13 protein-coding genes and 1 tRNA gene are annotated in these 15,739 nt (G+C 31.1%); 11 read left to right on the plus strand and 3 right to left on the minus strand.

The features are described 5' to 3' along the window. Window positions 1–102 precede the first annotated feature (102 nt). Window positions 103–681, minus strand: coding sequence for an LPS export ABC transporter periplasmic protein LptC (gene lptC / locus GYM72_RS08330; protein ID WP_220264073.1), 579 nt, complete (start codon window positions 679–681; stop codon window positions 103–105). A gap of 33 nt (window positions 682–714) precedes the next feature. Beyond that, entirely contained in the window at window positions 715–1,986 is a 1,272-nt protein-coding gene (locus GYM72_RS08335; protein ID WP_220264074.1) for an OmpP1/FadL family transporter, read from the minus strand. A gap of 170 nt (window positions 1,987–2,156) precedes the next feature. Here GYM72_RS08335 and GYM72_RS08340 point away from each other — a divergent pair. The 3 genes from GYM72_RS08340 (at window position 2,157) to GYM72_RS08350 (ending at window position 5,124) form a co-directional block, all read left to right on the plus strand. Beyond that, window positions 2,157–2,229: transfer RNA gene (locus tag GYM72_RS08340), tRNA-Phe, on the plus strand. Between the two features lie 683 nt (window positions 2,230–2,912). Then, window positions 2,913–3,176, plus strand: coding sequence for a hypothetical protein (locus GYM72_RS08345; RefSeq protein WP_146105549.1), 264 nt, complete (start codon window positions 2,913–2,915; stop codon window positions 3,174–3,176). A gap of 64 nt (window positions 3,177–3,240) precedes the next feature. Then, window positions 3,241–5,124, plus strand: coding sequence for an ABC-F family ATP-binding cassette domain-containing protein (locus GYM72_RS08350; protein ID WP_220264075.1), 1,884 nt, complete (start codon window positions 3,241–3,243; stop codon window positions 5,122–5,124). An 18-nt stretch (window positions 5,125–5,142) separates the two neighbouring features. Here the strand turns inward: GYM72_RS08350 and GYM72_RS08355 are convergent, their stop codons facing one another. Further along, window positions 5,143–5,856, minus strand: a complete 714-nt coding sequence (locus GYM72_RS08355) for a Crp/Fnr family transcriptional regulator (protein ID WP_255448154.1) — start codon at window positions 5,854–5,856, stop codon at window positions 5,143–5,145. Between the two features lie 85 nt (window positions 5,857–5,941). Between GYM72_RS08355 and GYM72_RS08360 the strand changes: the two genes are divergently transcribed. The 8 genes from GYM72_RS08360 (at window position 5,942) to GYM72_RS08395 (ending at window position 15,736) form a co-directional block, all read left to right on the plus strand. Beyond that, the gene (locus GYM72_RS08360; protein ID WP_220264076.1) at window positions 5,942–8,326 is read left to right on the plus strand and encodes a heavy metal translocating P-type ATPase metal-binding domain-containing protein; all 2,385 of its coding nucleotides are present in this window, start codon (window positions 5,942–5,944) and stop codon (window positions 8,324–8,326) included. Between the two features lie 143 nt (window positions 8,327–8,469). Beyond that, window positions 8,470–8,652 carry a cbb3-type cytochrome oxidase assembly protein CcoS gene (gene ccoS / locus GYM72_RS08365; protein ID WP_105296782.1) on the plus strand — a complete coding sequence of 61 codons (183 nt, stop codon included), beginning with the start codon at window positions 8,470–8,472 and terminating at the stop codon, window positions 8,650–8,652. Window positions 8,653–8,673: 21 nt separating this feature from the next. Further along, window positions 8,674–10,905 carry a cytochrome-c oxidase, cbb3-type subunit I gene (gene ccoN, locus GYM72_RS08370; RefSeq protein WP_220264077.1) on the plus strand — a complete coding sequence of 744 codons (2,232 nt, stop codon included), beginning with the start codon at window positions 8,674–8,676 and terminating at the stop codon, window positions 10,903–10,905. Between the two features lie 209 nt (window positions 10,906–11,114). Continuing rightward, window positions 11,115–12,119 (plus strand): cbb3-type cytochrome c oxidase N-terminal domain-containing protein, encoded by a 1,005-nt coding sequence (locus GYM72_RS08375; RefSeq protein WP_220264078.1) that lies wholly within the window; start codon window positions 11,115–11,117, stop codon window positions 12,117–12,119. Between the two features lie 158 nt (window positions 12,120–12,277). Next, window positions 12,278–13,738, plus strand: coding sequence for a cytochrome c oxidase accessory protein CcoG (gene ccoG / locus GYM72_RS08380; protein WP_220264079.1), 1,461 nt, complete (start codon window positions 12,278–12,280; stop codon window positions 13,736–13,738). 2 nt (window positions 13,739–13,740) lie between these two features. Next, window positions 13,741–14,202 (plus strand): FixH family protein, encoded by a 462-nt coding sequence (locus GYM72_RS08385; RefSeq protein WP_220264080.1) that lies wholly within the window; start codon window positions 13,741–13,743, stop codon window positions 14,200–14,202. Then, window positions 14,193–14,924: a sulfite exporter TauE/SafE family protein gene (locus tag GYM72_RS08390; RefSeq protein WP_160541696.1), complete on the plus strand. Its 732-nt coding sequence runs from the start codon at window positions 14,193–14,195 to the stop codon at window positions 14,922–14,924. The genes GYM72_RS08385 and GYM72_RS08390 overlap by 10 nt, the downstream gene beginning before the upstream one ends. 65 nt (window positions 14,925–14,989) lie before the next feature. Next, entirely contained in the window at window positions 14,990–15,736 is a 747-nt protein-coding gene (locus tag GYM72_RS08395) for an ABC transporter permease (RefSeq protein WP_166004694.1), read from the plus strand. Window positions 15,737–15,739 lie beyond the last annotated feature (3 nt).

Raw genomic sequence — 15,739 nt, forward strand, 5'->3', positions numbered from 1 at the left:
ATTAAAAATATAAATTTTGAAGCTACTAATATACATCTTTATTTAATAATTTCATATTTTATTTGTAAATAACATTTATATTATTTTTATTCAAAATAAAATTTATTTGCTATCTGTTTTTAAATCATTTGCATAGGGCAAAGTACCTGTGTTTTTTTTCAGTTTAAAATTCTTAAAGTCTTCTGAAGATTCAATTCCATGAACAGAAATATTCGTAGTTACCCCGTCTGCCCTGTAGATTTTAACGGTATCGTTTGAAAAAATTTTTCTTTCTTTCTTATTCCAAAAAATTTGATTGGTTTTTAATGTGTCTTTATCTGAATTAATAATAACTACATTTTTCCTTGCTTCATACCATCCTGAATTTTCAATTATCTTGGCATAATCTGCTTTCAAATGCCCGGGCTCTTTACCTTTTTGGTAGAAATCCATATCTAAGCCTTTAGGAAAAACTGTATACGGTGTCTCTACAAATTCATATTCTTCCATAAGTGGAGTCCTTAATCTAATAATTGCATACACTGAATCTGTTAAAGTTATATTAGCATTATAGATTCTCCTGGAAGCAAAGTTAGTTTTCTTTTCTCCTAAATTATCCCCTTTTTCATCGGAACATGAAATGGAAATAATCGCAAAAAAAATAAGATATAAATAGATTTTTATTTTTTTTATAGTCACCATCTTTCCATGGATAAAAAATGATAGTTATAAATTTTAATCGTACTGTCTCTTTCTAAACCAAAGATCATCAAAATTAAATCCAACTTTAAAATTTACGAAATTCTCTTTGATTAGACCGTTTGATTTTGAACCTCTTTGTCCTAGTTCAATTCCTAAATTTAGCATGGAAGGATCATGTTTACCGGATTTACCCAAAGGCAGGCCTAGACCGGCGGTTACCCCATATTGGTCAATGGTTTTATTGTTCACATTAAGCCCTGTATTTTCATAATACAGCCCATATCGATAAATAATTTTTTCAAAATAAGATCTGAAACCGTTTATATTAGGCAAATACCAGCCTCCTACAGCTACGCGATACTTATTTTTGTAATCAAAATTATCTTCCGGTATCTTTAGTTTAAATTGATCTGTAAATTTAAAATCTGCTCCTAATGACCATTTATGCTCTTTTCCATAGGCCACTCCTATTGAGTATGATGAAGGTAATTTTGCATCATGTGTTCCCTTAACATAGTTTAAGGTATCCATTGAAACTTTTTCATTATTATTGTTATAATAATAGGTTGAATACAAATAATTTACATCAGCATCTATAGTATGCCCTATATTATAAGTTGCTCCAATTTTAAGTAAATGATTATTAGTTAATTTTCTTCGATAGGCTACTCCTAAAGTATAATCGAAAAAACCATATTCTTGCTTATTAAATATACCGGAAATCAAATTAGCATTCTGTAAAGATGTTTCTTGATCTTTTTTCAAATCGCCCCAAACATACCCAATTTTAGCTCCTAAGGAAAACTCATTGGATATATTATATGAATACATACCACTGAAAGCGTTAAGTCCTCCCCTTCCCTTAAATAAAGATTTTTGATTTACAACATCTGAATTATCTGTATTTATATCATATCCTATGTTGGTGTAAGGTTGTAAATTTACTCCTACTCTGGACTTTGCTCCGATTGGAAAGGCTAATGATAAATTAGCTAAATAAGTAGTGGATCGATCACTGCTTACGTTAGAAGTTTTAGCATTGGTATAATCGGTATTGATCACGATGTTATAACTGGTATATCGCAAGTTTCTATTCGCTGCCGGATTTACAAAATTGGCTTCATTGGTAAAATCTGAAATATATGAAGTTCCCAATCCTCCCATAGAAGAAATTACTATATCGGAATTGGTTTTACTTTCTCCTAAGCCAAATGAAGAATAAGGAGAGGTAGAAGTTTGCTGGGCATAAGCTGCATTCAGAAATATGATAAATGATGATAATATGGAGAAAAATTTAATTTTCATTCAGTGTGTTTTATATACAAAGTACAAATATGTTAATAATGTACCGATTATAAAAATAATTATAAGTAAAAATTCTTAGTCAAATTTTATAGCCGAAAAAAAAAATCAATTTTTTTTTAAAAATATTTTGTGATTTAAAAATATGCCCTATATTTGCAATCCCAAACGAGGGTACCTTAGCTCAGTTGGTAGAGCAAAGGACTGAAAATCCTTGTGTCCTTGGTTCGATTCCAAGAGGTACCACTTCAAAAATCCATAATCAATTCAATAAGAAAAGATTGTGGATTTTTTGTTTTTTAAAGAGATATTTTCCTTAAGAATTTCTTTAAAAAAATCATTTGATTTCTTAAAATGAAATATTTTTTACTGTTGAAGTTCCTAATACTTTAGCATTTTTTCCTTTATAATATTATATAATCCCATGTAAAAAATCAGAATATTTTCTTTTTTCCTGCTGCAAAACATATACTCTCAGAAACTATGGTTGAATAAAGTCAAGGCAGTGGTTCATGAATATTTTTTCTTTTTTTATTGCTCTATAGGCATTTTTTTATCCAATAAACAACCGACAAATTTATTTAATGTGATATGGGGGCTGTTTTATTCCAAACAAAACTCTGTATATACTAAGTTAACATTTTTTAAAATCAATAAATTTTTGTAGTTAAAAATCTTGATATAAAAAGCCTCTTTTGTCTCTTATTTACCTAGTAATATGCTTACACTAATTTGCACAATCACATATTACCTCTATTTCTTAAACATTGAATATTTAATATTTTTTGTTTGATTGTTTAAATCTTGGAATAAAATTAGATTATTAAAAATGTAACACTATTAATTTCTTTTACTTAAATATATCATTTAGAAATTAAAGAGAACATTTTGATATAATTAGCATTTTTTAAATTTAATTTTAATAAATTATGAATAACGTCAGTATTTTTGTGTTTTTAGCAGGAATAGTAATTTTAAATCTAATAGCTTTCTTGCTTGGCAATTTATATTGTTTTGTACCTTCCTGGCTAAACTATACTATGGTCGGTGTTGAATTATTCTGTCTCCTGCTTAGTATCTATGCCCGTATTAAAGATTTTAAAAATATTGATGCTTCTGTAGGAGTTATACTTAATGTTTTTTTAACTATTTTGCTGGTTTGTCATATGATATTATATAAATCATCAAACTAATACCCAAATTGACTTTTTATAAAATAATTTAGAAAGTGTATTTTTGCTTTTCTATATATACCCTATGAATTATCTTTCAGTTGAAAACATCAGTAAGTCTTTTGGCATAAGAACTTTATTTTCCAATGTCTCTTTTCATATAAATGAAGGAGATCAAATTGCTTTAGTTGCTAAAAACGGTAGTGGAAAAAGTACTTTATTAAAAATCCTGTCCGGATTAGAATCTGCCGATTCCGGATCGGTTACGCTCAATAAAGACATAAAAGTAGTTATGTTTGAACAATCTGAAATATTTAATAATGATTTAACCGCTGAAGATTATATATTTACCCATTCTAACCCTGTATTGGATATCGTTCATCAATACGACACCATGGTTCAGAATGATCCTTCCAATCCTGAATTATTAGGATTAATAGAAAAAATGGATCAATGGGACGGATGGAAAGTCGAACCTGTAATTCAAGAAATTATTAATAAATTAAAAATTGATTTCCTTGATCAAAAGATAAAAAATTTATCGGGTGGACAACAAAAAAGAATTTCTCTTGCCAAATTCTTGATCGATATAAGCTTTGAAAAAGACACTGTATTATTAATTCTGGATGAACCAACTAATCATTTAGATATTGAAATGGTTGAATGGTTGGAATTTTTTCTTAACAAAGAAAACAAAACCCTTATTTTAGTTACTCATGATCGATATTTTTTAGATGCTATTTGCACTCGGATCTTAGAAATGGAAGACGGAACCTTATATTCGCATAATGGCGATTATGAGACCTATGTAACCAACAAATCTCTAAGAATTGAAAATCAAATAGCTCAAACCGATAAAGCTAAAAATTTATATCGAAAAGAGCTGGAATGGATGCGCAGGCAACCTCAGGCTAGAACATCCAAGTCAAAAAGCAGAATTGAAAGTTTTTATAAAACGGAAGAACTTGCTAAAAAAAGTATTTCTGATGCTCAAGTTCAATTGGACATGCAAATGACTCGTCTGGGAAAAAAAATCATTGAATTAGAACATGTTTCCAAACATTTTGGAAATAAAACAATCTTGGACAACTTTTCCCATACTTTTGCCAGAGGATCAAAAATCGGGATCATCGGTAAAAATGGAGTAGGTAAAACAACTTTTTTGAAGATACTTGAAAGAAAGGAAGAGTTTGATTCCGGAACTATCGAATGGGGCGAAACTTTACAAATAGGGCATTTTAAACAGGAAGGACTCGCATACAAAGAAGATCAACGAGTTATTGATTTTGTAAAAGAAATAGCAGATTATTTCCCTCTATCCAATGGAAAACAAATTTCTGCCGGACAATTCTTAGAAATGTTTCTTTTTACGCCGGAATCTCAATATACTTATATATCTAAATTAAGCGGCGGAGAGAAAAAGAGATTACAATTGCTATCTATTTTATTTAGCAATCCCAATTTTTTAATACTTGATGAGCCTACAAATGACTTAGATTTACCAACCTTAACTGTTCTTGAAAATTTTTTAAATGAATATCAAGGCTGTGTTTTGATCGTAAGCCATGACCGATACTTTATGGACAAAGTGGTTGATGAATTGATGATTTTTGAAGGCAACGGTAAAATTTCCTGGTTTATAGGTAATTATACAGATTATTATTTAAAATCAAAGGAAAAAGAAAATGAAATCATCAAAGACGTTTCTAAAAAGGAAATAAAAAATAGTAATCCAACTAACGGGAACAAATCTCCTAAACTTTCTTTCAAGGAAAAAAGAGAATTAGAAATGCTAGAAAAAGAAATTCCTCAATTAGAAGAAGAAAAAAATAAATTAACTGAACAATTATCCTCTTCGAGTTTAAGTTTTGATGAAATACAAGAAATTAGCAATAAGCTGGAAAATCTTATTCAAAGTTTAGATTACAAAGAATCTAGATGGCTGGAACTCAGCGAGCTCAACGCTTAAATTTAAAATTTATAATTTTTATGACATAACATGCCCTAGTCGGGACAATTTTTGATGATTAAGAATTTTTATTCTTCTTCCCTCCACTTCTATAAGCTCATCATTTTTAAATTCAGAAATTAATCGTATCGCACTTTCTGTTGCTGTACCGATTAAATTTGCCATTTCTTCACGAGTAAGAGTAATTTTAATGAAGCCTTCATGATCCACATCAAGTTTTTTCTCTAAAAGAAGTAAAACGGCAGCCAATCTTTCTCTCACCGTATTTTGAGCTAACCAAGTGATGGTTTTTCCTGCTTCTCCTAAGTCTTGGGATATTTTTTTTAATACATCAAAAGAAACTCTGGAACTTATTTCTAACAGTCGATGAAAAATAATTTCAGGGATATATACTGCAGTAATATCTTCTAGAACGGTACAAGAAGCACTAAAACTTTCTCCCCCTAATAAAGAACGGTATCCTACAATTTCTCCTTTTTTTACTAAACGCAGTATTTGATCTTTACCATTATATCCTTTTCTGTTAATTTTACCCGTACCGCTTATAACTCCAAATATTCCGGTAGGTTTATAACCTTCATGTATAATTTCTTGACCTCTTTCAAAACGAATTTCCTTCATTTCTTTATCCAATATGCTATGTTCTTCTTTTGTAAATTGGCTTAAAACATCCTTATTTTTTAATTCTGATATTATTAAATCTACTGAATTTTTAGGCATGATATTACTCATATTTTTAATAATTTACGGACAAAAATAATACTTTAATTTTAAATAAAAGGATATAACTTTGCAGGTTTAGTGATAGTACAAATATATGAGTGAGCATTGTTATCATTGCGGACAGATCATTGAGGACACTCCGATTGATTTTGATAATAAATTATTTTGCTGTAACGGATGTAAATCTGTATACGAAATTTTAAATCAAAATAAATTGGAAAATTACTATAATTTAAACTCCAAAGCCGGAATAAAACCTGAAAAGGGGCAAAATTATTTTGAATTTTTAGACACCCCTCAAATCTTTGATAAAATTATTGATTATTCGGAAGGGGGATTAACTCTTATAACTTTTAAAATACCCGTTATTCATTGCAGTGCTTGTATTTGGTTATTGGAAAGTTTAAAAAATATCAATACAAATATTACATATTCTACTGTTAATTTTTCTTCTAAAACAGTACAAATTGCTTACAAAAATGAATTCTATAAATTAAGTGAATTAGCTAATTTTCTAACAGATTTAGGCTATAAGCCTATGATTAATTTTGAAACTACTGAAAAAAAAACTGAAAAAGTAGATCACACCCTACTTGTAAAAATAGGGATAGCCGGATTTGCTTTCGGAAACATTATGCTTTTTGCCTTTCCGGAATTTCTCGAAACTGAAAAAGACCCTTGGCTTCAACAATACAGTTATTTTTTCAGAATTCTTATGTTTCTTTTCTCATTACCCGTAGTTTTTTATTGCGCTTCAGATTATTATAAATCCGCATGGGGATCTCTAAAACACGGAATATTAAATATTGATTTGCCCATTGTTATCGGTATATTTGCCTTATTTTTCCGTAGTTGCTTTGAAGCGTATACGGGAATGAGCAACGGTTATTTCGATTCTCTAAGCGGACTTTTATTTTTTATGCTTTTAGGTAAGTATTTTCAGCAAAGAACTTATAAAACTTTAGCTTTTGACAGAGATTACAAATCCTTTTATCCCATAGCCGTAACTAAAATTACTTCCAATAAAACTCATGAAAATGTTCTGATCTCAAATTTAAAAATTGGTGACAGAATACTAATACGCAATCAAGAAATAATTCCTGCCGATTCTATTCTCATTCATGGAGAAGCGTTTATTGATAACAGCTTTATTACCGGAGAATCCAAACTAATAGAAAAGAAAACAGGAGAAAAAATATTTGCCGGTGGAAAACAATCCGGCACTACTATAGAACTCGAGATCATTAAAGAAGTTAATCAAAGCTATCTTACCCGACTATGGAATAATGAAGCATTTAAAAAAGATACTTCAACTATTGATTCAATCACCAATAATATAAGTAAATATTTTGTGATGGTCATACTGATCATCACAATTGTAAGCGGATTATACTGGTATTTCATTGAAAAAAACACTTCGCAAATGTATCAAGTAATAACGGCTATATTGATTGTTGCCTGTCCCTGTGCATTAGCTCTTTCCGCACCTTTTACCATTGGAAATATCATGAGAATTTTTGGTAAAGAAAAATTTTACGTAAAAGATGCCCTCACAGTTGAAAAACTGGCAAAAATAGACCATATAGTTTTTGATAAAACCGGTACTTTGACGATTAATAAAGTCAACAAAATTAGTTATGAAGGAGAAAAACTTACTATTGAAGAGTTAAAAAACTTAAAAGCTATACTTCAAAATTCCAATCATCCTTTAAGCAGATCACTTTATGAATCTATTTCCATGCCCATTGATCATATACCTATTAAGGACTACGAAGAAATAATAGGTAAAGGAATAAAAGGGTTCATTAAGGGTACAGAATACAAAATAGGCTCATGCGACTTTGTAGGAAATAAAAAAAATATTAATTCTGAAACTTCAGTTTATATTTCCATCAATGGCGTATACAAAGGGTTATATAAAATTAAAAACCAATACAGAAAAGATTTAAAAGAAATTATCAGATCACTTAACCATTATAAAATATCATTATTAAGTGGAGATAATAATTCCGAAAAGCATAATTTAGAAAAAATATTTTCCACAGACACGGTTATTAAATTTAATCAGTCTCCTCAAGATAAGCTCGATTATATTAAAAATTTACAAGATCAAGGGCATAAAGTTTTAATGCTTGGCGACGGACTCAATGATGCAGGAGCCTTAAAACAATCTAATGTGGGTATTGCCATATCAGATGATATAAACAGTTTCACTCCTTCGTCAGATGCCATATTAGACGGAAACAATTTTGCTTATCTACCTAAATATTTAAAATTATCAAAAAAAGCCTTAGTTATAGTTTCCATTTGTTTCATTATTAGTTTTTGCTATAATATAATCGGATTAAGTTTTGCTGTTTCTAACAGGCTTTCCCCCTTAGTAGCAGCCATACTTATGCCTGTAAGTTCCATTTCAGTAGTACTTTTCACCACCGTGGTAAGTAAAGTTATTGGATATGAAACATTTAAAAAAAGATAAGGTAATTTTTTTATTTGAAAATCCATTAATTAACTCGATTTATACCTCAATTTAGAAATATTCTAAATTAAAGATGCAATGTAAAAATATGTTACAAATCATTATCATTCATATCAAATAAAATGTATTTTTGTTCAGTCAGTATGGAAATATTATATTTAATGATATTATGCAGTGTTTCATTAGCTGTTATATTTTTGATCCTTTTTATCTATGGAATCAAGAAAGGACAATTTGATGATGATGAATCACCTGCGGTAAGAATTTTATTTGATTCCAATGATGGCAATTCAAAAGAATCCAAAAACGATAAGAAAGAAAAATAATAAAGTAACTACATAACACCAATGGAAACACAAAAATTTTCATATGATAATAAAATTACAAAAGCGTTTGCCTATGCCACTATACTTTGGGGTATTGTTGGTTTTATAGTCGGACTTACTGTAGCCTCATTATTATTCATACCGACATTACCTGAATTTTTCTTTGGAACTGAAGGGGCCGATTTAGCCAGATCTCAAGGCTTTTTGGGATATGGAAGATTGAGAATGCTTCACACCAGTGCCGTTATTTATGCGTTTGTAGGTAATGGATTTTTTACAGGGTTTTATTATGCTACCCAGCGATTATTAAAATCTCGAACCAATGATCTGTTAAGTTGGATTCATTTTTGGGGATGGCAATTAATTATCGTTTCTGTAGTAATTACCTTCTTAATGGGAATCAATACATCCAAAGAATATGCAGAGCATGAATGGCCGATTGATATTATGGTAGCCATTATCTGGATATTATTCGGATTGAACATGTTTATTACCATTGCTAAAAGAAGAATCAGTCATATGTATGTTGCCATTTGGTTTTTTATAGCTACTTGGGGTGGAATTACCCTGTTGTGGGTATTTAATAACTTGGCAATCCCATTAGATTCAAATATTTTACGAGCAAAAAGTTATTCTATATATTCAGGAGTTCAAGATGCCATGGTACAATGGTGGTTCGGCCACAATGCGGTAGCATTCTTCTTGACTACTCCTATCTTAGGATTAATGTATTATTATTTACCTAAAGCTGCTAATAGACCGGTTTTTTCTTACAAATTATCTATTATACACTTTTGGTCCTTAATATTTGTCTACATGTGGGCCGGTCCTCACCACCTATTATATACCTCTTTACCTGCATGGGCACAAATGCTGGGAACCGCATTTTCCATCATGTTAATAGCACCTTCTTGGGGAGGTATGCTTAACGGGTTATTAACTTTACGAGGTGCATGGGACAAAGTACGAGAAGATCCTATTCTTAAAATGTTTGTTGTGGCAGTTACTTGCTACGGTATGGCTACTTTTGAAGGTCCTTTATTAGCTACTAAAACATTAAACAAAATCGGACATTTTACCGATTGGGTTATAGGACACGTACATTTAGGAGCTTTAGGATGGAACGGTTTCATCATTTTTGGAGTTATTTATTATATCATTCCAAGAATATTTAAAACTAATCTATATTCTGTAAAATTAGCCAACTGGCATTTTTGGTTAGGAACTATGGGAATCATCTTATATGTTATCCCTATGTACATGAGTGGTTTTACTCAAGGCTTAATGTGGAAACAATTTAATCCGGATGGAACTCTTGTTACAAAGAATTTCCTTGAAACCGTTACATCGCTAAGATATTTCTTTATATTTAGATTTATTGGAGGGGTACTTTATCTTTCAGGAGCTATATTATTAGTTATAAACATTATTGCAACTGTTAGAAAAGGTACATTTATAGCTAACGAAGAGGCAGAAGCTCCTGCTTTACATGTTTCTCCGGCAAAAGGCCCGAACGAAAAAACGCATTCCTGGTTAGAAAGAATGCCTCTATTTTTCTCTGTTTTAGCAATAATTGCTTTGGCAGTTGGTGGAGCCGTGGAAATTTTACCAACCATATTCGTTAAATCCAATATACCTCAAATAACAAGTGTAAAACCCTATACTCCTTTAGAATTGGAAGGAAGAGACTTATACATCCGTGAAGGTTGTAATGCCTGTCATTCTCAAATGATACGTCCTTTTAGAGATGAAGTAGTTCGATACGGAGAATATTCTAAAGCAGGAGAGTATGTATACGATAGACCTTTCCTTTGGGGATCTAAAAGAACCGGACCTGATTTACACAGAGAAGGAGGAAAAAATCCGGATTCATGGCATTTTACACACTTATTCGACCCTAGAGAAACTTCTCCCGGATCCATTATGCCTAGATATCCGTGGTTAATTTATAACGAATTAAATGTCTCCAAAACTAAAGAAAAGTTAGAATTAATGAAAAATTGGTTCAATGTTCCCTACGAACAAAAGGATATTGACAATTATAGATCTAATATGGAGGCTCAAGCAAAAGAAATTGCAGCCAGTATATTTACAGACAGACCCGACTATAAGGCCGGTTTTGATGCCTCTGCAAAGGCTGAGGGTGCTAACTTTGTTCCATTGGAAAAAAGGGAAATTGTAGCTATAATTGCTTATTTACAAAGACTTGGTGTTGATATCAAAAAAACACAGGTAGAAACGGCAAATAATTAGAAAAATGCTCAAATTTTATAATAAAATAATTGCAGGAGTAGATAATGCCATAATTTATCAAAGCTTAGCTCTTCTGCTTTTTGTCTTATTTTTTCTTGGAGTAACTTTTATGGTAATGAACAAACCAAAAAATTACTATAACGATATGAGCAATCTACCCTTAGAAGATAATGAAAAAAGAACTAATAATATAAATACTAAATGATCATATGAAACCTAGAACACCCTTTGTCATAAATGCTATCTTATCGGTATTTTTAATTACTGGTGCATTTTACATGTTCTTGCAAAACTTTGATTTCATCACAAATCCTATATTTTTAGCCACTATTGCCATTTCTTTTGTGTTATTACTTATTAACAATTCTTTAAATGCTTTAATAGATGCTGAAAAATTTAAGTTACTTTCTGACAGTGAAAAAAATGACTATTTAGAACTTTTAAAAACCCCTTATTTAACTCGACTTTGGAGAGACGCATTCAAACAAAGCAAAGCAGAAGAAACCGGTGAGATTAAATTAATAGATCATGGGTATGACAATATAAAAGAATTGGATAATCAATTGCCTAGATGGTATATAGGTTTATTTGCCGTAACTATCACTTACGGTGTTGTATATCTTTTTTCCTATGCATTTACAAGTTTTGCGCATCCGGATGTTGAATATGAAGAAGAATATAAAACTCAGATGGCTGAAATTGCCGAATATGAAAAGATAGCTCCTCAAGCCACTATAGAAACTGCTCAATTTAATCCGGATGCAGTAGCAGATGGAAAGGTAATTTATGAACAAATTTGTAAAACTTGTCATGGCGAGGGAGCTAAAGGTCTTTCCGGTCCTAACCAAACGGATGATTATTGGATTAATATTCAAGAAGAATACAATAACGCAAAAGAAGACTCTGAATTTAAAAACATTTTTTATACAGTATGGAACGGTAGTAAAAATAATCCTACCATGAGAGCGTTCGGAGCGACCGGAGAAATAAAAGGGAATGATATTGTTAAAGTGGCAAGTTACTTGTACCAACTTAATAAAAATTCTCCTAAAGATTCTGAAGGCCGTTCAATTGATAAAACCGCCAAAGAACCTCAAGGTAATTTAGCCCCTTGGTCCAAAGCATATAAAGGGGGATCCGGTACAGCTACAGCACCAAATGATACAACTCCCCCGGCTGTAACTACGCAAAACTCATCAAACTCAGAGAAGTAAAATAAAAATTATATAAAAGTCTGTTTAGTTTCAATTGAAGATTAACAGACTTTTGTTTTTAAATATAATTTTACTCTTTTTTATAAATGTATAATTTAAAGAAATAAAGTATAATTATAGATATCAAACTTAATAATTAACTAAATAAACAAAACACCATGTCTCAGGAAACGGAGGATAAAAAAATTCCTGACCTTGAACAACAAAAGGAAGAATTCAGAGAGAACCTTGCTACTGCAGACGTATCAGGAGAAAGAAAATGGGTTTATGTCCGAAAGCCACACGGCAAATTCACAAAATACAGAGATATAGTCAGTGCTTTCCTTCTCATCATTTTGTTTATATTTCCTTTTGTTAAAATCAATGGAAATCCAATATTCCTATTTGATATATTAAACAGGCAATTCTACATATTCGGAGCTTATTTTTCCCCATCCGATTTCTATCTTTTTGGTATAGGTTTAGTGACAACTACGGTTTTTATCATTGTATTTACCGTGACATATGGTAGAATTTTTTGCGGTTGGATTTGTCCGCAAACTATATTTATGGAACATGTATTCAGGAAAATTGAATTTCTTATCGATGGAGACAGAAATATGCAAATTCGCCTCGACAAACAAGAATGGAACGGACAAAAAATCAAAAAGAGAATTTTAAAATGGTCCATCTTTTTAATTGTTTCTTTACTAATATGTGCTGTATTATTTTCCTACGTTTTAGGCACCGATGAGATACAAAAAATTTTTAAAGAAGGTATTTCAAAAAATGTCACCGTATGTATAGTATATATCATATTTACCACTTTATTTTATTTTGTATTTGCTTGGTTCAGAGAACAAGCCTGTACTTTTGTTTGTCCATATGGCAGACTTCAAGGGGTACTAATTGATAAAGACACGATAAATATTGCTTATGATTTCGTGAGAGGAGAAGGTACTGCCGGGAGAGCAAGTTGGAGGAAAAATGAAGACAGAAAAGCTTTAGGAAAAGGGGATTGTATAGATTGTAAACAATGTGTTGAAGTTTGTCCAACGGGTATTGATATAAGAAACGGAAGTCAATTGGAGTGCGTGAACTGTACTGCTTGTATTGATGCTTGTGATATGGTAATGACCCGAATGAAAATGCCAACAGGTCTAATTAGGTACGCTTCGGAAAATATGATTGAAAAAAGAACGGATTTCAAATTTACTCCGAGACTAATTGCCTACACTATAGCTTTATTGGTTTTGACATCGGTTTGTATATCATTATTGTTCATTAGATCAAGTGTGGAAACCAAATTTTTAAAGATTGTAGGTACTCAGTTTACTATTGAAGAACAATTTATTGTTGATGAATATCAATTTATTTTTACTAATAAAACTACAGAAAAGAAAAAACTAAACGTAAAAATAATCAAACCCAATCATGCTAGGATAACTTTAGTAAGATATGGTACACAATTTATCATCCAACCAAAACAAACTCTCAAAGGTACAGCCACAATTAAAATTCCTCAGTCTGATTTAATTAAAACCAAAGAAGAAGTAATTATTGGTATCTTTGACGAAAATGGTAAAAAAGTAGATGAGTATAAAACTAATTTTATTGGTCCGTCTAAAATCCGATTTTAATTATGAAATTTAAATTTACTTGGGGGCACGGGGTTATATTAGCACTTGCCTGCTTTATTATATTTATTTGTACATTGATATTCACCATAGAATTTTCAAAGAATACTTTTGACCTGGTAACAGATAATTATTATGAAGAAGAAATAAATTATCAAAAAGAGATTGATGCTACCAACCATGCTGCTTTATTACAAGAAAAACCTAAAATTGAAATATTACCTGAATCCGGCATTAAAATAATCTTTCCAAAAGAATTTAATTATACTAATACCACCGGAAAATTTAAACTTTTCAGAGCCAATTCTCAAGCTTTAGATATTAACAAGAAAGAACTTGATTTATCTCCTTCTAATACCATTTTAATTCCGGCTAAAGTTTTAGTAAAAGGAAATTATACATTAAAATTATATTGGGAAAAAGAAAAAACTAACTATCAGATGGAAATACCGTTAACATGGAATTAGATATCGTTTACTTATATACAGCACTTAGTTTAGGATTATTGGGGGGATTTCATTGCATAGGCATGTGCGGCCCGATCGCTTTTTCCATCGGGTTGGATGCAACTAATAAATTTAAATTCTATACTCAGAATATTTTATATCAATTGGGAAGAATAACCACTTATTCTTTATTAGGAGGCATTTTAGGAATTGTGGGTAAAAGCTTTAATATAGCCGGATATCAAAAATACATATCTATCTTTGCCGGTATTCTATTAATTCTCATGGTACTATTACCGGGAAAAACCACTGAAATTGGAGATAATTTCAGACCGATAAATAAGTTCATGATTAAAATTAAACTATTTTTAGGTAGATTTCTTCAAAGGAAAGACAATACTTCCCGATTTCTTACCGGAGTACTTAATGGATTTCTTCCTTGTGGTGCTGTTTATGTGGCTTTAACTTCTTCGATTGCTGCTGGTGGAATTATTCAAGGTATGCTATTTATGGCCGTTTTTGGATTAGGGACATTTCCTTTCATGTTCATAACAACATTAACCGGTAAATTTATTGGAGCTAAAGTTAGATTTAAGATTCTAAAAATATTTCCTTATTTTATAGTTTTAATAGGCATTTTATTCATATTAAGAGGGTTGGGGTTAGGTATTCATCTATTGTCTCCCTCAGATAAAGCTTTAAAATTGGAACAAAGATCACATGCGAAAAGTTGTTGCCATTAAAACGGTTTCCTTTAAAAATAATCTTTCTTTTTTTAAAAATAAAAAAATAGTAACTTCGCACCATTATGGGGATGATTTCGAATATTGGAGCATATTCTTTCTTAATGGCAAGGGTTTTTAAAAAACCCCAAAAAAGAAAAATTTTCAGAAAAAACTTACTTAGAGAAATAAATGATTTAGGAGTTAATTCCGTGGGTTTGGTTGCTTTCACCTCTTTTTTTGTGGGTGCTGTCGTTGCCATTCAAATGTATAATAATTTCAAGACATCCTCTTTCCCTATTCCTGATTATTATGTGGGATATGCAACCAAAGTGGTTCTTATACTGGAATTTTGCCCTACAATAATTAGTGTTGTATTAGCCGGAAAAGTGGGTTCTTTTATTGCATCGAGCATCGGTACTATGAGAGTAACCGAACAGATTGATGCTTTGGAAATCATGGGTGTAAACAGCCCATCGTATCTAATTCTTCCTAAAGTGGTTGCTTCTTTATTTTTTAATGTAATCTTAATCATGATTAGCCTTTTGATGGGCATTCTGGGAGGTTATTTTGCGGGAAGTTTTTCAGGAAGCTGGGCCCCGGTAGATTATGTTCAAGGACTTCAAATGGCCTCACCTGATTTCTTTATTTACTATTGTTTTATAAAAACTATCGTATTTGCCTTTATCATAGCAACAGTACCTTCTTATTATGGTTATACCGTAAAAGGTGGTTCATTGGAAGTTGGGCGTAATAGTACTTCAGCTGTTGTATGGACAACAGTCCTTATCATCATCACAAATTTAATGTTAACTCAACTTTTACTAGATTAAACA

Source organism: Apibacter sp. ESL0404, assembly GCF_019469245.1.
Taxonomy (GTDB): Bacteria; Bacteroidota; Bacteroidia; order Flavobacteriales; family Weeksellaceae; genus Apibacter.

Coding starts and splice junctions, on each gene's coding strand:
- GYM72_RS08385 (WP_220264080.1), top strand. CDS start 13,741: ATGAAATTTAAATTTACTTGGGGGCACGGGGTTATATTAGCACTTGCC.
- GYM72_RS08395 (WP_166004694.1), top strand. CDS start 14,990: ATGGGGATGATTTCGAATATTGGAGCATATTCTTTCTTAATGGCAAGG.
- GYM72_RS08355 (WP_255448154.1), bottom strand. CDS start 5,856: ATGAGTAATATCATGCCTAAAAATTCAGTAGATTTAATAATATCAGAA.
- GYM72_RS08360 (WP_220264076.1), top strand. CDS start 5,942: ATGAGTGAGCATTGTTATCATTGCGGACAGATCATTGAGGACACTCCG.
- GYM72_RS08375 (WP_220264078.1), top strand. CDS start 11,115: ATGAAACCTAGAACACCCTTTGTCATAAATGCTATCTTATCGGTATTT.
- GYM72_RS08390 (WP_160541696.1), top strand. CDS start 14,193: ATGGAATTAGATATCGTTTACTTATATACAGCACTTAGTTTAGGATTA.
- GYM72_RS08335 (WP_220264074.1), bottom strand. CDS start 1,986: ATGAAAATTAAATTTTTCTCCATATTATCATCATTTATCATATTTCTG.
- GYM72_RS08350 (WP_220264075.1), top strand. CDS start 3,241: ATGAATTATCTTTCAGTTGAAAACATCAGTAAGTCTTTTGGCATAAGA.
- ccoG (WP_220264079.1), top strand. CDS start 12,278: ATGTCTCAGGAAACGGAGGATAAAAAAATTCCTGACCTTGAACAACAA.
- lptC (WP_220264073.1), bottom strand. CDS start 681: ATGGTGACTATAAAAAAAATAAAAATCTATTTATATCTTATTTTTTTT.
- ccoN (WP_220264077.1), top strand. CDS start 8,674: ATGGAAACACAAAAATTTTCATATGATAATAAAATTACAAAAGCGTTT.
- ccoS (WP_105296782.1), top strand. CDS start 8,470: ATGGAAATATTATATTTAATGATATTATGCAGTGTTTCATTAGCTGTT.
- GYM72_RS08345 (WP_146105549.1), top strand. CDS start 2,913: ATGAATAACGTCAGTATTTTTGTGTTTTTAGCAGGAATAGTAATTTTA.